Annotated in this window: 18 protein-coding genes; 8 read left to right on the top strand and 10 right to left on the bottom strand. The window is 70.6% G+C overall.

The genetic code is table 11. The features are described 5' to 3' along the window. The first annotated feature begins 1 nt into the window (after position 1). The 6 genes from ABT147_RS22445 to ABT147_RS22420 all read left to right on the top strand — a co-directional run bounded on the left by ABT147_RS22445 (position 2) and on the right by ABT147_RS22420 (position 5011). On the top strand, positions 2-580 hold the full coding sequence (locus ABT147_RS22445) for a TetR/AcrR family transcriptional regulator (RefSeq protein ID WP_351408817.1): 579 nt from the start codon (positions 2-4) through the stop codon (positions 578-580). Between the two features lie 135 nt (positions 581-715). Next, a complete protein-coding gene (locus ABT147_RS22440) occupies positions 716-1273 on the top strand; it encodes a phosphoglycerate mutase family protein (RefSeq protein WP_351408815.1) in 558 nt (185 codons plus the stop codon). A 367-nt stretch (positions 1274-1640) separates the two neighbouring features. After that, a complete protein-coding gene (locus tag ABT147_RS22435) occupies positions 1641-2345 on the top strand; it encodes a hypothetical protein (protein WP_351408813.1) in 705 nt (234 codons plus the stop codon). An 88-nt stretch (positions 2346-2433) separates the two neighbouring features. Next, positions 2434-3075, top strand: a complete 642-nt coding sequence (locus tag ABT147_RS22430) for a hypothetical protein (RefSeq protein WP_351408812.1) — start codon at positions 2434-2436, stop codon at positions 3073-3075. A gap of 169 nt (positions 3076-3244) precedes the next feature. Further along, on the top strand, positions 3245-4078 hold the full coding sequence (locus ABT147_RS22425; protein ID WP_351408809.1) for a calcium-binding protein: 834 nt from the start codon (positions 3245-3247) through the stop codon (positions 4076-4078). 231 nt (positions 4079-4309) lie between these two features. Then, positions 4310-5011, top strand: coding sequence for a hypothetical protein (locus tag ABT147_RS22420; RefSeq protein WP_351408807.1), 702 nt, complete (start codon positions 4310-4312; stop codon positions 5009-5011). Between the two features lie 204 nt (positions 5012-5215). Here the strand turns inward: ABT147_RS22420 and ABT147_RS22415 are convergent, their stop codons facing one another. Genes ABT147_RS22415 through glyA form a run of 5 tightly spaced genes read right to left on the bottom strand, consistent with a single transcriptional unit; the run spans position 5216 to position 11582 of the window. Continuing rightward, a complete protein-coding gene (locus ABT147_RS22415; protein WP_351408805.1) occupies positions 5216-5860 on the bottom strand; it encodes a sarcosine oxidase subunit gamma in 645 nt (214 codons plus the stop codon). Further along, positions 5853-8738, bottom strand: a complete 2886-nt coding sequence (locus ABT147_RS22410; RefSeq protein ID WP_351408803.1) for a sarcosine oxidase subunit alpha family protein — start codon at positions 8736-8738, stop codon at positions 5853-5855. Before ABT147_RS22410 ends, ABT147_RS22415 begins: the two co-directional genes overlap by 8 nt. Beyond that, positions 8735-9031: a sarcosine oxidase subunit delta gene (locus tag ABT147_RS22405; RefSeq protein WP_351408801.1), complete on the bottom strand. Its 297-nt coding sequence runs from the start codon at positions 9029-9031 to the stop codon at positions 8735-8737. Before ABT147_RS22405 ends, ABT147_RS22410 begins: the two co-directional genes overlap by 4 nt. A gap of 17 nt (positions 9032-9048) precedes the next feature. Beyond that, complete coding sequence (locus tag ABT147_RS22400) at positions 9049-10269, bottom strand: sarcosine oxidase subunit beta family protein (protein ID WP_351408798.1); 1221 nt, start codon at positions 10267-10269, stop codon at positions 9049-9051. Then, a complete protein-coding gene (glyA, locus tag ABT147_RS22395) occupies positions 10266-11582 on the bottom strand; it encodes a serine hydroxymethyltransferase (RefSeq protein ID WP_351408796.1) in 1317 nt (438 codons plus the stop codon). The genes ABT147_RS22400 and glyA overlap by 4 nt, the downstream gene beginning before the upstream one ends. Positions 11583-11678: 96 nt before the next feature. On the opposite strand from glyA, the gene ABT147_RS22390 reads away from it, so the two are divergent. Beyond that, on the top strand, positions 11679-12356 hold the full coding sequence (locus ABT147_RS22390; RefSeq protein ID WP_351408794.1) for a GntR family transcriptional regulator: 678 nt from the start codon (positions 11679-11681) through the stop codon (positions 12354-12356). A gap of 40 nt (positions 12357-12396) precedes the next feature. On the opposite strand, the gene ABT147_RS22385 is transcribed toward ABT147_RS22390, so the two are convergent. Together ABT147_RS22385 and ABT147_RS22380 are read right to left on the bottom strand one after the other, a co-directional pair. After that, positions 12397-13326, bottom strand: coding sequence for an anti-sigma factor RsbA family regulatory protein (locus ABT147_RS22385; protein WP_351408791.1), 930 nt, complete (start codon positions 13324-13326; stop codon positions 12397-12399). Then, positions 13323-13682 carry a hypothetical protein gene (locus tag ABT147_RS22380; protein WP_351408789.1) on the bottom strand — a complete coding sequence of 120 codons (360 nt, stop codon included), beginning with the start codon at positions 13680-13682 and terminating at the stop codon, positions 13323-13325. The genes ABT147_RS22385 and ABT147_RS22380 overlap by 4 nt, the downstream gene beginning before the upstream one ends. 293 nt (positions 13683-13975) lie before the next feature. Between ABT147_RS22380 and ABT147_RS22375 the strand changes: the two genes are divergently transcribed. Then, positions 13976-14827, top strand: coding sequence for an RNA polymerase sigma factor SigF (locus ABT147_RS22375; protein WP_351408787.1), 852 nt, complete (start codon positions 13976-13978; stop codon positions 14825-14827). A 27-nt stretch (positions 14828-14854) separates the two neighbouring features. Here ABT147_RS22375 and ABT147_RS22370 read toward each other — a convergent pair whose 3' ends face one another. The 3 genes from ABT147_RS22370 to ABT147_RS22360 form a co-directional block, all read right to left on the bottom strand. After that, positions 14855-15274: an ATP-binding protein gene (locus ABT147_RS22370; protein WP_351408785.1), complete on the bottom strand. Its 420-nt coding sequence runs from the start codon at positions 15272-15274 to the stop codon at positions 14855-14857. 264 nt (positions 15275-15538) lie between these two features. Further along, positions 15539-17944 carry a SpoIIE family protein phosphatase gene (locus tag ABT147_RS22365; RefSeq protein WP_351408783.1) on the bottom strand — a complete coding sequence of 802 codons (2406 nt, stop codon included), beginning with the start codon at positions 17942-17944 and terminating at the stop codon, positions 15539-15541. 76 nt (positions 17945-18020) lie between these two features. Then, positions 18021-22289: a HAMP domain-containing hybrid sensor histidine kinase/response regulator gene (locus ABT147_RS22360; RefSeq protein WP_351408780.1), complete on the bottom strand. Its 4269-nt coding sequence runs from the start codon at positions 22287-22289 to the stop codon at positions 18021-18023. Between the last annotated feature and the right edge of the window lie 80 nt (positions 22290-22369).

Genomic DNA, 22369 nt, shown 5'->3' with positions numbered 1-22369 from the left:
CATGTCGGTACAGGAACGCAAGGAGCGCGAACGGGCGGTCCGTGAGCGCCTCATCGTGGCGACGGCCCGCGAACTCGCCGAGCAGCAGGGCTGGGACGCGGTCACCACTCGCCGGCTCGCCGAGCGCATCGAATACAGCCAGCCCGTCCTCTACAGCCATTTCCGCGGCAAGCGCGAGATCATCGGCGCCGTCGCCCTCGAAGGTGCCGCCGAGATGGCCGTGGCGCTGCGGGCGGCGACCTCAGCCGCGGACGGCCCTCGCGCCCGGGTCACCGCCCTCGCCCGCGCCTACCTCGACTTCGCCGAGCGCAACCCGGCGGTCTACGACGCCATGTTCCGGCTCGACGGCGGTCTGGCGTTCGCCCAGGAGGACACCCCGGAGCCGCTGAAGGACGCCTTCGCCGCCCTGCTGGAAAGCCTCGGCGAGGTCGCCGGGGACGGCGTCCACCCGGGAATGTTCACCGAGGTGTTCTGGGCGTCCCTGCACGGGCTGGCCTCCCTGACCCGAGCGGGACGGCTACCGCCGGAGGACACCGAGCGGAGGACGGAACTGCTGGTGGACCGGCTCGCCGTGCTCTGACACACCGTCCGGGCGGGCCCTCGACCGGAGACCTCAGGCCCCACTGCCTACCCGCGGCATCGCCTCCGGTCACTCGGGCCCGCACGGCGCAGCCGCAGCCCTCAGCCGGCACGTCCGTTTCTGTAGGGTTGCGGGATGCGGTGGCTGGAGATTCGGCGGCATGCGCCGACGAAGAAGGGGGTGGCTCGCGGCCGCGGTTCGCATCTGTCCGCGTCCGGGGTCGGGCTCGCGCGCGCTGTAGGTGCCGAGTTGGGGTCCTTCGAGCTGGTGGTGACCAGTGCGTCGCCGCGAGCGATCGAGACGGCGATCGCGATGGGCTGGGCTGTCGACGATGCCGTCGACATGCCATCCGGCTACGTTCCGGGCGAGGTCGGGCACCACGACCAGTGGGGTTGGCCTCAACCGTACGTTCGTTACGCCGAGTTGCTGGCGGACGGCGGTGGACTCGCCGCCGTGGCAGCGGAACACCGGAAGATCTGGACCGAGGCGGTCCGGTCCGTACCGGACGGCAGCGGCGCGCTCATCGTCTCGCACGGCGGCTCCATCGAACCTGCGCTGGTGAGCTGCCTGCCCGACGCGGATCACGCGTCGTGGGGCACACCCTTCGGCCATCTGGACGGCGTACGGCTCGACTTCGAGGACGGGCGATTCACCGGCGCCCGTCTGCACCGGGCCCCGGGCGCGCCCAGCTGATTCTCGCGGAGGCCCGGCCGGGTGAGGGCCGGTAGGGTAGTGCTCTTCGGGCTGCATGGCTCCGGAGTCGTAGAGGCAACTCCACATGAATCCCTTGAATCTCCGCTCCCTGACTGCTGGTTCCGATGCCGCGCCGCACAACGTGTGGCGGCTTCCCGCTGCCGATGCCATGCGGGGACACCGAGCCCTTTGGTGGAACGTCGGGCCCGCCGGGGAGCTTGCGGTTCTCTTGGTCCACCGGCGACACCTTCAGCACACCCGCTACGTCAAGGGGTGGATCGGATGGAGCCCGCGAGTCCCGTTCACAGGTGAGCTGGTCACCGTCACGGGACAGGAGGAACGGCGCACCCAGGTGAAGGACATCCGGATGAGGCCCAGTCACCTGGCCCTGCTCCCGGATTCCCGATTCCTGCTGGTGAGCGGGCGTACGTTCCGGCACGAGAACAAGGACGAGAACATGGGCGAGGCCGAGGGGCCCTGGACGGCCAACGCCGTGGTGTTCTCCCCGTCCGGAACACCTGAGGCCGAGTTCTGCGTCGGAGATGACATTCCCGCCCTGGTCACCGACGTACACGGAGGCATCTGGACGGCTTACGGCGATGAGGGCGTCTACGGCGGCCACCCCGAGTCGGCAGCGGGCCTCGCGGGCTGGGACACCCGGGGCCGAGCCTCCTGGGCTCCCGAGGGTCGACTGCCCGACCACCCACTGCAAGGCTGCACCGCCGCGACCGAGAACGAACAGGTATGGCTCGTCTGGTACTCGGGCAGCGGCAGAGGCGGCACCTTTCTGACGCGGATCACTCCGTCCACCGGCGACGTCGCCAGCTACCGAAGCCCCGTCCATGCCCCGGACGGATTCGCGGTCTGCGGGAACAGGGCGGTACTCACCCGCCGCCACCACAACAAGCGGTCCGTCGAACTCATACGTGCCGAGCTCAACGGCACCACCTGGACGGTAACCAGCCGCCGTCGGCTGCGGGTGCCCGGTCGGGTCGTCATGCACTGCGGCCAGGGCCGTGACGGTTCCCTCTGGCTCCGCGCAGGCAACACCTGGCTGCGCACAGAAGCATGAACACCCCTGGCAGGAACAAGCTCGCTCAGGTCCATGAGAACCTTGCCTGGTTTGTGATCGGTGTGGAGCCCGGAGGGCGCGGACAGACATGACCATCAATCGGCCGGGGCTGCCCGGGGATCTGCCGTCGGCGGAGGTGCTGTGGGCGCGCTGGGCGCTCATCGCCGTGCTGGAGGCCACCACGGAGGACGAAGGGGCCGGCCATCACCGCATTGGAACCTGGGTGGACGACGAGGGCCTCCATCTGGACGACTGCGGCTGCACCTGGTGGGGTTTCGCGCAGCGGGGCGAGGGACGGTACGTGCTCTACGGCGAGGACGAGTCGAGCGACGTCAAGTGGCACGAGCCGCCCTTCGACATGCTCGCCGGCGCCCCGGACTGGCTCCCCCACGAGCATCTGCGGGACCTGATGAAAAGCTGGCAACTGGGCTGCGTCTACTGGTACGAGAACGGCGCCTGGTCCCGGACTCCGTACCCGGCGACCCTGGACGACGACGGGCTCGACTGCGGTATGAGCCGCTTCGTCGACACGAAGGACGTACTGAGGATGGTCGCCGACCGGGAGCACGGCGCCATGCCGGCCCACGACGCGGAGACGCTGCTCGGCCACGCCGAGGAGTACCGGGTGACGCCGGACCTTCTGAAGTCCCTCGTCACCGAGACCGACTCGCGGGAACTCGACTGGCCCGCCATGACAAGGGCCCTGCGGCTCTCGGGCCTCAACCGGTAAATGGGGGCCCTTCCCCCATGTCCCGCCCTGCTCCGCCTGCCACCTTGGGACCCGGTCCGACGCACCCCGGCGGTGCGCGGACGGGTCGATTCACGTAACCGAGAGGCAGTCCATGGGCAGAAAAGTGTTACTCCGGGTCATGGTGGTCGCGGCGATGGCGGGTTCCGCGGTGACCTTGACCGGAGGGTCCGCGAGTGCGGCCACCGGTGTGTTCAAGAGCGGCACCAACGTGGTCGTGAACGCGGCGGCGGGCCGTGCGAACAACATCAAGGTCAGTGTGTCCGGGAGCAACGTCGTCATCCAGGACACCTCCGACACCCTGACCGCCGGTGTCGGCTGCACCCTCCAGGTCGGCGGCTCGGTGTCCTGCCCGGTGAACCTGAACAACGACACGGTCGTGGTCAACGCCGGTGACGGCAACGACATCATCACCAAGACCGGCAACATCCGCGGTGATCTGAAGGGCGAGTCGGGCAACGACGTCATCAACGGCGGCCCCAGCCCCGGCAGCAACATCCTCAACGGCGGCACCGGCAACGACACCCTGAACGGCGGTGCCACCTTCGACATGCTCGTCGGCGGTACCGGCGCCGACCGGCTCAGCGGTGGGGGCGGCACCACCGACCTCGTCAACTATCTGGAGAGCCCCGCCGGCGTCGTCGTGGACATCGACAACGCCGCGGACGACGGGGTCGGCGGGGAGGGCGACAACGTCCTCACGGACGTCGAGTTCGTCTACGGCAGCCCGTTCGGCGACACGCTCACCGGGGGCACGGCCAACGACGTACTGTCCGGCTTCGGGGGCAACGACCTCCTGGTGGGCGGGACGGGCAACGACACCCTCGTCGGCGGCGCCGGCAACGACAGCCACAGCGGCGGGGCCGGCAACGACACCCTCGACGGTGTGGACGGCGTGTTCGGCAACGACTCCCTCAACGGGGGCGCCAACACCGACACATGCACCGCCGACACGAACGACACGAAGAGCGCCTGCGAGGCATGAGGCCCGCTCCGGGGCCGGACCACTGCTTCGCGGTCCGGCCCCGGAACCACTGACCCGCAACGCCCACCCTCCCCCGCCCTCCCCCTCGGTCACTCGGACCTCACTCAAGCCGTAGTGCAGAATCTGGCCAGGACGCGCAACTGCCAACGGCCGAAACTCGTCCCTCCTCCCGAGCCGACGGGGCTCACGGAGATCTCGCACCACCACGATGGGGGACGAAGCATGAACCTGATGCCGAGGAAGAGCCGCCGCAGACCGGGCGCCGTCACGGCAGCCGTGCTGGGTGTATGCGCCGTAGGAGCGCTGGGCCTCACAGGTTGTTCCGGTGACGGCGGCACGGGGAGTGCCGACGGTGACACGACACCGACCGCCACAGCCACGAGCGGCACCGACGACAAGACCGGGTCACAGGCCGACACGACGGCCAAGAAGCCCGGCGCCAAGGCTTCTACGAGCGCGAGCGGCGAGGGCGAGGCCCCCGGAGGCGTTCCGGTCACCTCCAAGCCATCGGCCCCCACGGCTACGGCTGCGAAAGCCGATGGCGGCGGTGACGGGAGCGACGGGAGTGATGGCGGTGCTGACGACTGCGACCACAAGATGCCCATCTCCCCCGACGAGATCGCGGTCTACCGCTACACCCCGGAAGGGGGATCCCTGAGTCTGATCGTCAAGCACGGCAACTGGGGATGCGGCACCCCCGACTCGGACGGCGCGCCCTTCGAGACGGTCGGCAAAGAGACCTACATCCCGCTGGATCAGGCCGCCGACATCACCGTGACCACCCCCATCGTGGAGAGCACCGAGAATCAGCCCATCGGCGTCCAGGAGTTCCTCGACTGGCTCGAAGCACACCCGAACTCCGGGCTGGTGTTCACCTACCACCTCGGCAGCGACGGAGCCATCGACCGCCTCGACGAGGTCTTCACCCCCTGACCCGCCCCGCCGATATGGCCTATCCGCCCTGCCCGTGGCGCCGCCACCCGCGTCCGCCGTCGCCGGAGACCCACAACCCCTCGCCCTTCACCAGGTCGTACGTCGCCGTCGTCGCGTCCGCGATGCCGTAGAACGTCGTGCCGTCGGTGGTGAGCGAGGTGAAGGTCGTCGGCCAGGGGGATGGACGCGGAGAGCGAGGCGCCGTCAGACGACCTCGTCGGCGCCGTACTCGCTCATCGCGTCGATGAGCCAGCGGGCCAGATAGTCGGCGAACGAGGACCGTGGGAAGAGCCGGTACGTCGGTGTGTCGTCCACCTGCCAGAGCAGCACCGCGACGGGTCCGACCGTGGTCGACACCGCCTGTCCGGGTCCGAAGGCCCGGGGATGGAGGTCCAGCGGGCAGCCCTTCTCCAGTACCTGCCGGGCGGCCGGGCCGCTCAGCTCCAGTGTGGTGCGGTTCGCCGAGACGTCCACGACCGAGCCCGGGGCGCCCGCGACCGCCTCCCGCAACTCGGCGCCCACAGTGGCCCCTTCGGCGCGGGAGACCACGAGCCATTCGTCGGGGCCGAGCCAGACGACCGTGTGCGGGCCGGACGTGGTGGTGTGCCCGCACCGCTGCGGAAGCGGCACCCCCAGGGCCTTCTCGACCCGGTCGGCCCCTTCGGAGGCGGGGTCGACACGCAGATTCACCATCGTGAGGAACGGCCACTCGATCAGCGCGACGCCACGGGCGCCGGTGACGGCGGCGGCCCGCATCCGCTCCTCCAGATGGGCCAGCGGGCTGGTGCGCAGGGCCATCGGGCCCGCCCCCGTGCCCGCCGTGCCCGCGTCGATCGTCGGCTCAGCCATCTCGCCTGGTCCCTTCGGGGTCGTAGAGGACGAAGTCGGCCACCTCGACGGGCACCAGTTCCTCGCCCACCGGCGCGAGCAGGGTCTCGCCGATCCTGGCCCGTCCGCCGGCGACGAGGGCGAGGGCGAAGGGGCGGCCGAGGGCCGGGCTGTGGTAGCTGGAGGTGACATGGCCGAGCATCGGCACCGGCCCGGCCTCCGGGGTCAACGGCACGCCCTCGGCCACCAGTTGGGTGCCCTCCGGCAGCCGGGTCGTACGGTCGGCCGGCAGCAGACCGACCAACTGCCTGCGGTCGGCGCGGGAGGTGTCGGCGCGGGAGTAGGACCGCTTCCCGATGAAGTCCTTCTGCTTCGACACCACCCAGGACATGCCCGCGTCCTGTGGGGTGACGGTGCCGTCGGTGTCCTGGCCGACGATGATGTAGCCCTTCTCGGCCCGCAGGACGTGCATGGTCTCGGTGCCGTACGGCGTGATGTCGTACGGCCGTCCGATCGCGTACACCTCCTCCCAGACCGCCAGGCCGTACCACGCGGAGACGTTGATCTCGTAGGCGAGTTCGCCGGAGAAGGAGATCCGGCAGATACGGGCCGGGACGCCGGAGGCCAGGGTCGTCTCGCGGAAGGCCATGAACGGGAAGGCCTCGTTCGACAGGTCGACGTCGGGGGCGAGATGGGCGACGACCTCGCGTGACTGGGGGCCGACGACCGCGATCGTCGACCACTGCTCGGTCACCGAGGTGCAGTGGACGTCGAGTTCGGGCCACTCCGTCTGCAGCCACTCCTCCAGCCAGTCCAGGACGTTCGCGGCGCCGCCGGTCGTCGTGGTCATGAAGTAGCGGTTGTCGTCGAGGCGGAGCGTGACACCGTCGTCGAAGATCATGCCGTCGGGCTTGCACATGACGCCGTAGCGGGCCGTGCCGGGCTTGAGCTTCTTGAAGGCGTTGGTGTAGACGCGGTTGAGGAACTCGCCCGCGTCCACGCCCCAGATCTCGATCTTGCCGAGGGTGGAGGCGTCCATGAAGGCGACGCCCTCGCGGGCCGCGCGGCACTCGCGGGCCACGGCGGTGTCCATGTCCTCGCCGGGCCGGGGGTAGTACCGGGGCCGCTTCCACTGCCCGACGTCCTCGAACTCCGCGCCCTGGGCAACATGCCAGCTGTGGACGGGGGTTGTGCGTTCGGGGTCGAACAGCTCGCCGCGCTCACGGCCGGCGAGGGCGGCGAAGGCCACCGGTGTGTAGGGCGCCCGGTACGCCGTCGTACCGATCTCTCCGAGCGAACCGCCGAGCGCCTCGGCGATCACCCCGATCGCGTTGACGCCGGACGTCTTGCCCTGGTCGTTGGCCGTGCCGAGCGAGGTGTAGCGCTTGACGTGTTCGACACCGCGCATACCGGCGCCGGTCGAGCGCCAGACATCGGCGACGGTGACATCGCGTTGCAGGTCGACCAGGTGTGTGTCCCAGGCCCCGGGCTCGCCCTCGGGGGCGGGCACCAGCCAGAGGGCGCGCACCTCGGGGCGTACCTCCTCGTACGTCTCCGTGGGCACCGGCACCGGGAACCCGGCGTCCGTCGCGGCCCGCGCACCCGCGCGCGCCCCCTCGGCCAGGCAGCCGTCGAGGTCGTACGTGCCCCGGGCCGCACCGACGATCTGCTGGTCCCGTACGGTGCCGTCGGGCACGAACGCCACGAGCCCGGAGTCCCAGCGGAGCTTGCCCTGACGCTGGCTGTGCAGATGGACCACCGGGCTCCAGCCGCCCGAGACGGCGAGCAGGTCGCAGTCGAACGACCTTGGTTCACCGGTGAGTCGACCGCTCTCGTCGAGGGCCTGGACGGTGACGCCGGTGAGGCGGCCCTCGCCCTGGGTGTCGACCACCGCGCTGCCGGTCAGCACCCGCACCCCGGTCGCCACGGCCACCTCGGCGGCCCGATGGGAGAGTTCGGGGCGCGCGTCCACGACGGCGGCGATGTCGATGCCGGCGGCGTGGAGATCGGCGACCGTGTCGTAGGCGCTGTCGTTGGTCGTGCTCACCACGGCCCGCGAACCCGGGGCCACGGCATACCGGTTGAGGTAGGTGCGTACGGCGGCGGCGAGCATCACGCCGGGGCGGTCGTTGCCGGCGAAGACCAGGGGACGCTCGTGCGCGCCGGTCGCCAGGACGACCTGGCGGGCCCGTATGTGCCACAGCCGTTGGCGCGAGACACCCGTGGACGGTTCGGGGGCGTCGGCGCCGAGATGGTCGGTGCGCCGCTGGAGGGCCAGCACGTAGTTGTCGTCGTACGAGCCGAAGGCGGAGGTGCGGCGCAGGACGACGGTCTCGGGCGCGGCGTCGAGTGCCGCGCGGACCCCGGCGACCCACGCCACGGCGCTCTGCCCGCCGACCCGCTCGGTGCGCCCGGAGAGCAGTGAACCCCCGGGCTCGGGCTGGTCGTCGAGGAGGATCACGCGGGCACCGGAGCCCGCGGCTGCGGCGGCTGCAGCGAGGCCGGCCGGTCCGGCGCCGACGACCAGGACGTCGGTGTGCGCGTACTTCTTGTCGTAGACGGCGGGGTCGGGGGTGGGGTCGAGGCGGCCCATCCCGGAGAGCGTGGTGGCGGACAGGCCTTCGTACAGCTCCACGGTCGTGGCCGGGAGCATGCCCTCCGAGCAGGGACCGTCGATCTGCACCAGGGCGTTGGGCTCCTCGACGCCGGCGGCGACGATGCCGCGCGGACGGCCCCGGTACAGCGAAGGGGCGACCTCGGCGACACCGTTCGCCAGCATCGCCGAGGCGAGGGTGTCTCCGGGGTGCCCGGTCAACTCCCGTCCGTCGACGGTGAACCGCAGCACGGCGTCACGGTCGATACGACCGCCCCGCCCGAGTCGGAAGTGCTGGTCGGTCATCGGTTCCCTCCGGCCTGGGGCAGTTCGGGGCGGGGCTCGTCGGCCCGGTAGGTGGCCAGCACCTCGTAACTGGCGGTGTCGCGCAGTACGTTGAACCAGCGGCGGCAGCCGATGCCGTGCATCCACCGCTCGGCGAAGGGACCCTTGGGGTTGTCGCGGTAGAAGACGTACTCGGCCCACTGCTCGTCGGTGAGGTCGGCGGGGTTCTCGGGGTAGGGCACATGGGCCTGTCCCCCGTAGTGGTACTCGGTCTCGTCACGCGGGCCGCACCACGGGCAGGTGATCAGCAGCACGGTGTTCTCCTCGTCCGTCAGTGGGCCACGGCCGCGGCGCCGTGTTCGTCGATCAACGCGCCCGTCGCGAACCGTTCGAGGGCGAAGGGGGCGTTCAGCGGATGCGGCTCGCCCGTGGCGATGGTGTGGGCGAAGGTCCAGCCGGCGGCCGGGGTCGCCTTGAAACCGCCCGTTCCCCAGCCGCAGTTGACGTACAGGTTCTCGACCGGAGTGGTGCCGATGATCGGCGAGGCGTCCGGAGTCACGTCGACGATGCCGCCCCAGGTCCGCAGGACATGCGCGCGGGCGAAGACCGGGAACAGTTCGACGGCGGCGGCCATCTGCTGCTCGATCACGTGGAAGGAGCCGCGCTGGCCGTAGCCGTTGTACGAGTCGACGCCCGCGCCCATCACCAGCTCGCCCTTGTGCGCCTGGGAGACGTAGACGTGCACGTGGTTCGACATGACGACCGTCGGATGCACCGGCTCGTGCAGCTCGGAGACCAGCGCCTGGAGGGGATGCGACTGCACGGGGAGCCGTACGCCCGCCCGCCGGGCCAGCACACTGCTGTGCCCGGCGGCCGCGAGACCGACCCGGCCGGCGTGGATGCGGCCCCGGTTGGTGTCGACGCCCACGACCCGGTCGCCGTCCTTGAGGAAGCCGGTGACCTCGCAGCCCTGGATCAGGTCCACACCCAGCTCGTCGGCGCGGCGGGCCAGGGCCCAGGCGACGTGGTCGTGCTTGGCGATGCCGGCCCGCGGCTGGAAGGTGCCGCCGAGGACCGGGTACCGGGTGCGGGAGGAGACATTGAGGATGGGGCAGACCTCGGCGACCTCCTCCGGGGTCAGCCACTCGGCGTCGACGCCGTTGAACCGGTTGGCGTTGACGCGGCGCATGCCCTCGCGGACGTCCTGGAGGGTGTGCGCGAGGTTGAGGACTCCGCGCTGACTGAACAGGAAGTCGTAGTCCAGTTCCTCCGGGAGCCGCTCCCACAGCTTGAGCGCGTGCTCGTAGATCGCCGCGCTCTCGTCCCACAGATAGTTGGAGCGGATGATCGTGGTGTTGCGGGCCATGTTGCCGCCGGCCAGCCAGCCCTTCTCCAGGACCGCGACGTTGGTGATGCCGTGGTTCTTGGCGAGGTAGTAGGCGGTGGCCAGGCCGTGGCCGCCGGCGCCGACGATGACGACGTCGTACGAGGAGCGCGGCTCGGGGTTGCGCCAGAGCCAGTCCGGGTGCTCAGGCAGCGTGTCGGCGGTCATGCGGCGGCTCCGTCGAGATGGGGGTACAGGGGGAACGTGTCGGCGAGCCTCGCGACCCGGTCGCGCAGCAGGCCCGCGCGTTCGTCGTCGAGCCGCTCCTCCTTCAGGGCCTGGGCGACGATGTCGGCGACCTCGCGGAACTCCGCCTCGCCGAAGCCCCGGGTGGCCAGGGCGGGCGTACCGATCCGCAGGCCCGAGGAGACCATCGGCGGGCGCGGGTCGAACGGCACCGCGTTGCGGTTGACGGTGATGCCGACGCGGTGCAGCCGGTCCTCGGCCTGCTTCCCGTCGAGCGCGGAGTTCCGCAGGTCGACGAGGACCAGATGGACCTCGGTGCCGCCGGTCAGCACGGTGATCCCGGCCTCGGCGACGTCGTCGGCCAGCAGCCGTCCGGCGAGGATCTTCGCGCCCTTGAGTGTGCGCCGCTGACGCTCGCGGAACTCCTCGCCCGCCGCCACCTTGAAGGCCACCGCCTTCGCCGCGATGACGTGCTCCAGCGGGCCGCCCTGCTGCCCGGGGAAGACCGCCGAGTTGATCTTCTTGGCCAGGCCCGCCCGGCTGAGGATCACACCGCCGCGCGGGCCGCCGAGGGTCTTGTGCGTGGTGGTGGTCACGACGTCGGCGTACGGCACCGGGTTCGGGTGCAGGCCCGCGGCCACCAGTCCCGCGAAGTGCGCCATGTCCACCAGGAGGTACGCGCCCACCGCGTCGGCGATCCGCCGGAACGCGGCGAAGTCCACTTGACGGGGGTACGCCGACCAGCCCGCGACGATCATCCTGGGCCGGTGGGCGAGGGCGAGCCGCTCGACCTCGTCCATGTCGACACGCATGTCGGACTCGCGCACGTGGTACGGCACGACGTCGTACAGCTTGCCGGAGAAGTTGATGCGCATGCCGTGGGTCAGATGGCCGCCGTGCGCCAGGTCGAGGCCGAGGATGGTGTCGCCGGGCTCCAGCAGCGCGAACATCGCGGCGGCGTTGGCCTGGGCACCCGAGTGCGGCTGTACGTTCGCGGCCTCGGCGCCGAACAGTTCCTTCACCCGGTCGATGGCCAACCGCTCGACGACGTCGACGTGTTCGCAGCCGCCGTAGTAGCGGCGGCCCGGGTAACCCTCGGCGTACTTGTTGGTCAGGACCGAACCCTGGGCCTCCATGACGGCGGCCGGGGCGAAGTTCTCCGAGGCGATCATTTCGAGGGTGGACTGCTGGCGGCGCAGCTCGGCGTCGACCGCGGCGGCGATCTCCGGGTCGAGCGCGCCGAGCGGGAGGGAGAGGGAGGAGGCGACCGTGGTGAGGGACGGGATGGCTGCCATCTGCACACCATTCTGAGAGCCGACTAATGAACGACTGATATATCAGCCTCTGCGGTAAGGTATGGGAGCTCGCCGGACAGGTCAAGGGGGCACTTCATGCAGCAGCTGGCGACAGAGCCCGGTGGCGGGGAACAGGGCGAGGAGCTCTCCCTCGCCGAACGCGCCTACCGCGTCATCCGCGACCGTCTCGTCATGCTGGAGATCCGCCCGGGCGCGCCGATCAACGAAGAACAGCTGGGGCAGTCCCTCGGCGTCGGACGGACGCCGGTGCGCGAGGCCCTCAAGCGGCTCCAGTACGAGCGCCTGGTCGCGACCTACCCCCGGCGCGGCACCTTCGCCACCGACGTCAACATCACCGACCTCGCCCATATCTCCGAGGTCCGCCAGGAGCTGGAACCCCTGGCCGCCGCCCAGGCCGCACGGCGGGCCACGGCCACGGACCGTGCGACCCTGACGGCCCTACGGCGGGAGCTGGAGAGTGCGGATTCCGGTCGACAGGACGCCACCGAACTGATGCAGCTGGACCTCCAGGTCCACCGCGCGATCTACGCCGCCACACACAACCCGTACCTCGAGGACACCCTGGTCCGCCACGACAACCTGGCCACCCGCATCTGGTGTCTGTTCGTCGACCGGCTCTCCGACATGGCCGGTCACGTCGAGGAGCACGGCCCGCTGATCGAGGCGATCGTCGCCGGTGACCCCGACAAGGCGGCCCACCTCGCCCGCAGCCATGTCGTGGGCTTCGAACAGGCCATCCGCGCCGCCATCTGAGCCGCCGTCCGGACCGGTGTCAGCGCTTTTGTCCGGGCTGTCAGCGGTTCAGGTAGAAGCGGATGGTGGTGCTGTCCCGCGCGGTGTACAGGCGCACGAGGTCGGCGATGTAGTGGACGAGCATCAGCCCGCGCCCGCCCAGCTGGTCGCGGGCCGGTGGCCGCCGGCCCGCCAGCGGATCGGTCAGCCGGCCGCGGTCGTGGACCTCGCAGACGATCTGCTCGCCCTCGGCCCAGATCCGCAGTGTCCCCGAACCACCGCCGTGCACCACGCTGTTGGTGGTCAGTTCCGCCACCGCCAGCGTCAGATCCTGCATCCGCTCGTCGGCGAGGCCCAGCTGCTCGGCCTCCCGGACCGCGAACGTACGGGCCTGCGGGAGGGATTCCGCCTCGAACGACAGGGACGCGGCCCCGGGCGGGTGGACGAGCGGCTGGTTGTAGCGGGCGACGACCAGCTCGGGGTCGTAGGCGTCGCTTGCCTGTTCGACGCCGGTGTCGATGACGACGGGATGGGTGGCGTAGGCGTCGGCGAGCACCTCAGGCTCCAGGGCGTCCGCGTCGTACGGGCAGAGGATCGTCACCTCACGGCCCTGGAACGCCGCGTTGATGAGGGCCTCGTGCTGGACGCACGCCGGGTACTCGGCGGCCGAACGACCGGCCCAGATCGGTTCCCCGATGATCCGCACCCGGCCGGCCGGGTGGGCGTCGGCGAAGGCACGCAGGACACCGGGGATGATCCGCCCCGGGTTGCGGCCCGCCCGGGTCATGTCGAGGAACGTCACCTCGGTGGCGCTCGCCCCCATCTCGGCCCTGATCAGGTCGAGGTTGGGGCCGGGAACGGCGACCGCGACGGCCTCTCCGGCGGCCAGGCCCTCCACGAGGAAGGGCACCGTGCCCGCCGTGTACTGCTCCTTGCCCCGGTAGAACAGCGCCGGGTGCACAAAGGGTTCGCTGCTGGTGGCCGTACTCATCGCCCCGCCACCTCGATCATCGGAAGGTCGGGCCAGAACAGTCCCAGGATGCGTTCCAGCTCCGGCGGCGGACGGTCCACGACGATGCGGCCGGTGCCCAGCCGCTGGGCGGTGACCGCCAGCGCCGCCGCGCCGCCCACGTCGATGGACATCAGGTCGGACAGTTCCACGAAGGAGACATCCCGGTGAGCGCTCGCCAGCTCCTCCAGTCCCTTTTCCCAGAACGAACGGGTGATCACGTTGATCTCTCCAGCGACACGAATCCCGGGGCGACCGGACAACGAACGGATCTCCAGCGCGGTGCCGCCGAACGACGACGCCGGGACCGCCCTGTCCACGCCGTGGGAGACATCCACGGTCCCTCCCCTGCCTCAGGTGCCGCCGAACGGCGCTCCCCAGTCTCTGTGTTCACCGCGGCCACGGAACGACGGGCTACGGACACGTCATCGTATAGGCAGCCGGCGCACGGGGTGACCGTGACCTGTCCATCCGAGAGGCTGCCGGTGCTCGACGACAGGTCCGGCGGCGGGTGGGCGGAGTCGATCGAGAACGCGTACGCATGACCGCGGCCGAACGGGGTAGGCGGCTGGCCGTCGATGCGCGGTGACGGCCGGGAGCCGGGGCCGACCAGCCAGGAAAGGAAGCCAGGATGACGGCGACAACGAGTGTCCGGACGGCCGCCGGCCACGCCACCGCCGCACTGCCGGAGGTGACCGATCCGCTGAAGGTGGCGCCCAAGGACGCGCGGTCGTTGTCGAAGCTGTACTTCGCGCGGCTCGCCCTCCTGGAAGAGGGCACCCGCGAATACCAGTACGCGCGCAACACACTGATCGAGATGAACATCTCCCTCGTCCGTTACGCGGCGGGCCGGTTCCGCAGCCGGGGCGCGGACGAGATGGAGGACATCGTCCAGGTCGGCATGATCGGACTGATCAAGGCGATCGACCGGTTCGAGCTCTCGCGTGAGGTGGAGTTCACCACCTTCGCCGTCCCCTACATCGTCGGCGAGATCAGACGGTTCTTCCGTGACACCTCGTGGGCCGTGCATGTCCCCCGGCGCCTGAAGGAAGCCCGCGTCGACCTCGCCCGCGCCACCGACGAACTCAACAGCCGGCTCGGCCGCACCCCGACGGTCAAGGAACTGGCCGAACTGATGGACCTCCCGCAGGAGGAGGTCGTCGAGGCGCGGCTGGCCGCCAACGGGTACAGCTCCTCCTCCCTCGACGCCGCCCTCAACGCGGACGCGACCGGAGAGGCGGCACTGGCGGACTTCATCGGAACCGAGGACGCCGCCATGGAACTGGTCGAGGACTTTCACGTCCTGGCGCCGCTCCTCGCCGAACTGGACGAACGCGACCGGCGGATCATCTGCCTCAGGTTCGTCGACGAACTCACCCAGGCCCAGATCGCCGAACACCTCGGCTGCTCCCAGATGCATGTCTCACGCCTGCTTTCGCGAACGCTGACCCGACTGCGCCGGGGCATGCTCACCACGAACTGAACCGTGAATCCGTAGGCAGGGCAGCGCTCAGTCACCGCCGTCCGACCGGTCGCCGCCGGCCGGCCGGAAGCACGCCGACACCGTCTTGCCGTGCCGCTGCCCCTTCATCTCCAGCTCGTCGGCGAGCATCCGTACGATCCCCACACCGCGGCCGGAGGCCTCGCCCGCCTGCGGATGACGCTGGCGCGGCAGTGTCGGGTCCTCGTCATGGACGCTCACATGCAGGCAGTCTCCGTCCCAGGTCAGGATCAGATGCGCGTCGCTGTGCGCGTGGACATGCGCGTTGGTGAGCAGTTCGGACACCGCCAGCACGACGGCGTCCACCGTCTGGGGCTCGGCTGCCGTCCACGGGAGCGACTCCAACTGCGTTCGTGTCCACCGCCGGCCGGCGCGCACGCCTCCCGACACGGGAAACGAATGCGCCCAGCCCATCGCCTTGATCACCACCGGATTCCCCGTCCTGTCGTCCGAACCCCCTCGTACACACCGTGTGCCCACCCTTCGCGTTCGCAGACGTGCCGCCGAACGTTTCCCGCCTAGGCCCTGTCGTCAAATTCCCGCCGTCGCCCGGAGGGCGGCCCCGCGGCGTCAGGTGCGTGCTCTCGGCGTGCCGGGCCCTGACCCGCGTACTGGACGTACTCGGGTCAGGGCCCGGTGCGGCGAGAGTGCGTGCATGGCGTCGCGGGGCAGGCGGGAATTTGACGACAGGGCCTAGGCCACCCGGATGCCCACGAGGCAGGTGTCGTCGTCCGTGTCGGACCTGCTGTGGGTGAGGAGGCGGTCCAGCTGTTGGTCGAGCGTGGGCGGTACGGTGCGCGCGGCTGTCAGGAGCTGGGCGAGTGATTCCTCCAGGGACCGGTCGCGGCGTTCGATCAGGCCGTCGGTGTACATCAGCAGGGTGTCGTCGACGGCCAGTTGGAGCTCGTGTTCCTCGTACGTGGCCTCGGGCACGGCACCGAGCAGCAGGCCCTTGATCAGGGGCAACGGCGTCGCCTCGCCGGGGCGTACCAGGACGGGCGGCAGATGGCCGGCCCTCGCCCAGCGCAGGGTGTGACGGTCGGGGTCGTACAGGCCGCAGACGGCGGTGGCGGTGATGGATCCCGTCAGATGGTGGGCCACCATGTTGAGCCACGACAGCAGCTGGCCGGGCCCGGCGCCGGTCACGGCGAGACCGCGCAGGGCGTTGCGCAGGACGACCATGCTGGTGGCCGCCTCGATGCCGTGCCCGGCGACGTCCCCCACGCACAGCAGCACCAGCCCGGACGGCAGCACCACCGCGTCGTACCAGTCGCCGCCCACCAGGTGCTGGGTCTCGGCGGGCCGGTAGCGGACGGCCACGCGCAGCCCGGGGGCCTCCAGGGGTGCCTGCGCCGGGGGCATGATCGCGTGCTGGAGCTGGAGGGTGAGGCGGTCGCGTTCGCTGGCCTGCTGCTCGGAGTGGGCGAGCTGGTCGCGGGTGGCGGCGAGGGCGACCTCCGTCCAGTGGTGGGCGGAGATGTCCTGGTAGGCGCCCCGGACGACGGACAGCCGGCCGTCGGAGTCGAGGACCGGCTCGGCCACCACGCGGATGTGCCGGGTCACGCCGTCGGGCCGCTGGAGCCGGAAGGCGGCGGACGCGGGGCGGCGGTGGTGCAGCAGGGTGCGAAGGAACCTGCCGATGCCGACGGCGTCGTCGGGGTGGGCGTGGGCGGGCAGGTCCTCCAGCGGGACGGGGCCGCTGACGGAGGGCGTGCCGTAGAGGCTGTACAGCTGGCCGTTCCAGGTGATCTCGCCGGTGACGAGGTTCTCCTCGAAACCGCCGATGCGGCCGAGGCGCTGGGCGTGTTGCAGCAGGCTCGCCAGCCGTGCGGTCTCGTCCTCCATGCGCCAGATGAGCAGGACGCTGCGGCCGTGCCGGCTGATGTTGATGTCGGCGACCGCCGCCAGCGGGACGTCCTCCACCAGGGCCGTGAGCCGCATCCGCCGGGCCCGGAACGCCTCGCCGGTGGCATAGACCCGTTCGACCTGCTCGAACAGCTCGCTCTCGCCGGCGGCCATCGGATACGTCTCCAGGAGCAGCGCCCCGTTGACGACGCCGCGCGGCCGTCCTGCCGGGTCGAGGAAACGGCTGTTGACGTGGTGGATGCGGAAGTCGACGAGGTCCCCGGTGGCGTCCAGATGCGGGACGAGCACGAGCGCGGGGTCGTGCAGACCGTCGGCCAGCTCCATCAGCTCGGCGACATCCGGCAGGATCCCGGGCCGCCAGTCCTCATCGGGGTGGTTCGGGGCGTAGGTCTCCAGGGTGTGCGCGCACAGCTCGGCCAGGGCCTCGACCTGACGGACGATCTGCGGGGGCTGGGCCGCCAGCGGCGTCGGCCAGACGATCTCCAGCACTCCGTGGATACGGCCGCCGGTGCCCGCGGGTACGGCGGCCCGGCCGCCGTCGGGGTGGTGGTGCCGGCCGATGGAGGGCAGGCCGGTCTCCGACAGGCTGCCGATCCATTGTCCCGTCCGCTCGCCGAGCCCATGGCGTGCCACCGTCACCACGCCCGGCGGCACATACCGCCAGCGTGCCGCCTCGGCGGCGGAGAAGCCGGCGCTGCCCGCCAGGGTGAGGGAGCCGTCGGCGCCCAGCGCCCAGATCGCCACGGCTTCCGCCCCGATCGGCGTCAGGGCGTGTTCCAGCAGGGAGTCGGCCACGGCCTGGGCGTCGTTGGCGGCCAGTGCGGCGCTCTCCGCGGTCCGCAGCCGTACGGCCAGGGACCCGTCCGCCGGCGGCTCGGTGGCGTCCTCGCGGCCCGTGATCGCGAGGAAGGCGGTCGTCACCTCGGAGAGCCGGTCGCGCGCTGCCTGGTTGATGACCTCGACGGCGAATTCGAGGGGGGTCACGCCCGCCTGCTCGGTCAGCTCGGCGAGCTGCCGCGCAGCCTGCGAAGGCCCGCAGCCGAGCCGCTCGACGAGGATGCCCTTGGCCAGCTCGATCAGGGCGCGCCCGTCGGCCTCCGCCTGGGCCGCCTGCACCTCGCGGCGCAGCCGCTCCACGGTCGCCGCGAGTCTGCCGACGGGGGAAGGCTGTTCCTTCCCGTCGCGTTCTTCCCCGGCGTCCTGCGGCTCGCCGGGTCGGTGGGGATTGCTCACGGTCGGCCTGTTCCTCGGCTCGGGTGTCCAGGGACACCACGCGGTCGGCTGGTTCGCGGAACGGCATGGCTGCCCGTCATACGGACAGCCAGTGCCGGACGCGGCCGATGAGGTCGTTGGTGTCGACCGGCTTGGTGACGTAGTCGTTGGCGCCGGACGCGAGGCTCTTCTCCTGGTCGCCGGGCATGGCCTTGGCGGTGACGGCGATGATGGGCAGGTCGGCGTACTGGGGCATCGACCGGATCTCCGCGGTGGCGGTGTAGCCGTCCATCTCCGGCATCATCACGTCCATCAGGACCAGTGAGATGTCCGGGTGGGCGAGCAGCATCTCGATGCCCTTGCGGCCGTTCTCGGCGTGCAGGACGTGGAAGCCATGGAGTTCCAGCATCCCGCTCAGCGCGAACAGGTTGCGCGCGTCGTCGTCGACCACGAGGACCGTACGGCCTGCGAAGGCGCCGTCGACGACCTGTGCGGCCGGGCGCTGGGTCTCCTCGGCGCGTACCAGGGACAGGACGTCCCCCGGCTCCTCGGCGGACAGGTGCAGGGTGATCCGTTCGCGCAGTTCGTCCAGGCTGGAGAGGAAGTCCAGTGGGCGGCCGTCCGCGCGGGAGCGCAGCGTCTGTTCGTGCGCCAGGTCCACGCGATGGCCGGTGTGCACGAGGACGGGCACGCTGGCCAGCGCGGAGTCGCCCTCCATGGCCTCCAGCAGGCGTGCGCCCTCGTCGTCGGGCATGGCGAGTTCGAGGACGACGCAGTGGCAGGGGTCGGCGGCCAGCGTGGTCGCCGCTTCCTGTGCCCCGACCGCCGTGATGATGTCGATCACCCCGCGGGGGCCGTCGTCGGGGGCGAGGTCGGCGACGGCGCGTTCGGCGACGAGGGTCAGCAGTCCGCGCGGGCGGTCCTCGACGACGAGCAGACGGCGTCGGCGCTGTTCGGGCACGGTGGGGGAAGCGGAATCCGGGCGGGCGGCCGAGGGGAGTTCCCGGCCGGCGGGGTGCGGGTGCTGCGTCGACAGGCCGCCGCCGTCGAGCAGGTCCTCGAAGTCGGCGCGGGCCACGGGGAGATAGAGGGTGAAGGTGCTGCCCTGGCCGGGGGTGCTGTCGACCGTGACGGCGCCGCCGAGCAGATGGGCGATCTCCCGGGTGATCGACAGACCGAGGCCGGTGCCGCCGTACTTGCGGCTGGTGGTGCCGTCCGCCTGCTGGAAGGCCCCGAAGATCGTCTCCAGCTGCTGCTGGGGGATGCCGATCCCGGTGTCCTGCACCCGGAAGGCCACGACGGGACCGCCGCGGATGACGCCGAGCGGGATCTCCCGGTCCACCGCGGGTTCGATACGCAGCGTGACGCCGCCCTGTTCGGTGAACTTCACCGCGTTCGACAGCAGGTTGCGCAGGATCTGCCGCAGCCGGGAGTCGTCGGTGAGCAGGTCGGCGGGGGTGCCCGGCGCGGTGGCGACCGTGAAGTCCAGGCTCTTCTGGGTCGTCATCGGCCGGAACGTCGCCTCGACGTACTCGAGGAGCTTGCGCAGCGGGACCCGCTCGGGGGCGACGTCCATCTTGCCGGCCTCTACCTTCGACAGGTCGAGGATGTCGTTGATCAGCTGGAGCAGGTCCGAGCCCGCCGAGTGGATGATGCCGGCGTACTCGACCTGCTTGGGCGTGAGGTTGCGTGAGGGGTTCTGGGCCAGCAACTGGGCCAGGATCAGCAGGCTGTTGAGCGGGGTGCGCAGTTCGTGGCTCATGTTCGCCAGGAACTCCGACTTGTACTTCGACGCCAGGGCCAGTTGCTGTGCGCGGGTCTCCAGCTCCTGCCGTGCCTGTTCGATCTCCAGGTTCTTGGCCTCGATGTCGCTGTTCTGCGAGGCCAGCAGGGAGGCCTTCTCCTCCAGTTCGGCGTTGGAGCGCTGCAGTTCGTCCTGCTGGACCTGCAACTCCTCGGAGCGGGCCTGGAGTTCGGCGGTCAGGCGCTGGGACTCCCCCAGCAGTTCGTCGGTGCGGGCGTTGGCGACGATGGTGTTGAGGTTGACGCCGATGGTGGGCATCAGCTGGGCCAGGAAGTCCTGGTGGATCTGGGTGAAGGGGGTGACGGAGCCCAGTTCGATGACGCCGAGGACCTGGTCCTCGACCACGATGGGCAGCACCACCAGGGCGCTGGGCACGGCCTGTCCGAGACCGGAGGAGATGGTCACATAGCCCGGCGGCAGCTCCTCCACGGTGATGGGGCGGCGGTTGCGCGCGGCCTGCCCGACGAGTGAGCGTCCGACGGGGATGCGGTCGGGCCGCTCGGTGTCGTCGGGGTAGCCGTACGAGCCGACGAGCCGCAGCTCGGGGCCGCGCGCGGTGTCCTCGGCGAGGTAGAAGGCGCCGTACTGCGCGGAGGCCAGCGGCGCGAGTTCGTCCATGATGAGTTCGGCGACGACGGGCAGGTCACGGTGGCCCTGCATCAGGCCGGAGATCCGGGCGAGGTTGGTCTTCAGCCAGTCCTGCTCCTGGTTGGCCCGGGTGGTCTCCCGCAGCGACTCCACCATGGAGTTGATGTTGTCCTTGAGTTCGGCGACCTCGCCCGAGGCCACCACGGTGATCGAGCGGGTCAGGTCGCCCTCGGCGACGGCGCTCGCCACCTCGGCGATCGCGCGGACCTGACGGGTGAGGTTGCCGGCCAGTTCGTTGACGTTCTCCGTCAGCCGCTTCCAGGTGCCCTCGACCCCCTCCACCTCCGCCTGCCCGCCGAGCCGGCCCTCGCTGCCGACCTCCCGGGCCACCCGGGTGACCTCGGCGGCGAACGACGACAGCTGGTCGACCATCGTGTTGATGGTGGTCTTCAGCTCCAGGATCTCGCCGCGGGCGTCGACGTCGATCTTCTTCGACAGGTCGCCGTTGGCCACCGCCGTGGTCACCAGGGCGATGTTGCGGACCTGGCCGGTGAGGTTGTTGGCCATCGAGTTGACGTTGTCGGTCAGGTCCTTCCACGTGCCCGCGACGTTCGGCACATGGGCCTGTCCCCCGAGGCGCCCCTCGGTGCCGACCTCGCGGGCGACCCGGGTGACCTCGTCGGCGAACGCGGAGAGCGTGTCGACCATGGTGTTGATGACGTCCGCCAGGGCCGCGACCTCGCCCTTGGCCTCGACCGTGATCTTCTGGGACAGATCGCCGCGCGCGACGGCCGTGGCGACCTGGGCGATCGAGCGGACCTGCCCGGTCAGGTTCGACGCCATCACGTTGACGTTGTCCGTCAGGTCCTTCCACGTCCCCGACGCGCCCCGGACGATCGCCTGCCCGCCGAGATTGCCCTCCGTGCCGACCTCGCGGGCGACGCGCGTGACCTCGTCGGCGAAGCCGGAGAGCTGGTCCACCATCGTGTTGATGGTGTTCTTCAACTCCAGGATCTCACCACGCGCATCCACCGTGATCTTCTGCGAGAGATCACCCTGAGCCACCGCCGTGGCGACCTGGGCGACATTGCGGACCTGCGCGGTGAGGTTGCCCGCCATGAAGTTGACCGAATCGGTCAGGTCCCGCCAGGTGCCCTTGACGCCCTTGACGTCCGCCTGCCCGCCGAGCCGCCCCTCGGTACCGACCTCACGGGCGACCCGCGTCACCTCATCGGCGAAACCGGAGAGCTGATCCACCATCGTGTTGATGGTGTTCTTCAACTCCAGGATCTCACCACGCGCATCCACCGTGATCTTCTGCGAGAGATCACCCTGAGCCACCGCCGTGGTCACCTGGGCGACATTGCGGACCTGGGAAGTGAGGTTGCCCGCCATGAAGTTGACCGAATCGGTCAAGTCGCGCCAGACCCCTCCGACGCCGGGCACCTGGGCCTGTCCGCCGAGCCGGCCCTCGCTGCCGACCTCCCGGGCGACGCGCGTGACCTCGGCGGCGAACGACGACAGCTGGTCCACCATCGTGTTGACGGTGTCCTTCAGCTGCAGGATCTCGCCGTGCGCGGGCACATCGATCTTCTGCGACAGATCACCCCTGGCCACGGCGGTCGCCACCTGCGCGATGTCCCGCACCTGTGTGGTCAGATTGCCCGCCATGGCGTTGACCGAGTCGGTCAGATCGGCCCAGGTGCCCGAGACCCCCGGCACCTCGGCCTGTCCGCCGAGCGTGCCCTCGGTGCCCACCTCGCGTGCCACCCGGGTCACTTCCGAGGTGAACACGGACAGCTGGTCCACCATGCCGTTGAAGACCGTGGCGATGTCGCCGAGCAGACCCTCGCCGTCGGAGGGCAGTCGGGTGCCGAAGTCGCCGTCCCGTACGGCGGTCAGACCGGCCAGGAGCTGCCGTAGCTCCTGCTCGCCCGGGGCCCGGTCGGCGGCCTCGATCGTCCTGCTGCTCATGCGCACCCTCGTTCCGCTCCCCAAGAGCCCTCGCACCGAGGACTCGGAACCCGCGCCGGGCCTCCAGAGGCCCGCTCACC

The sequence above is a fragment of the Streptomyces sp. NPDC001868 genome (assembly GCF_040297125.1).
Taxonomy (GTDB): domain Bacteria; phylum Actinomycetota; class Actinomycetes; order Streptomycetales; family Streptomycetaceae; genus Streptomyces.
The sequence above is the reverse complement of the archived record's forward strand: the minus strand, read 5'-3'. Positions and strand labels throughout refer to the sequence as shown.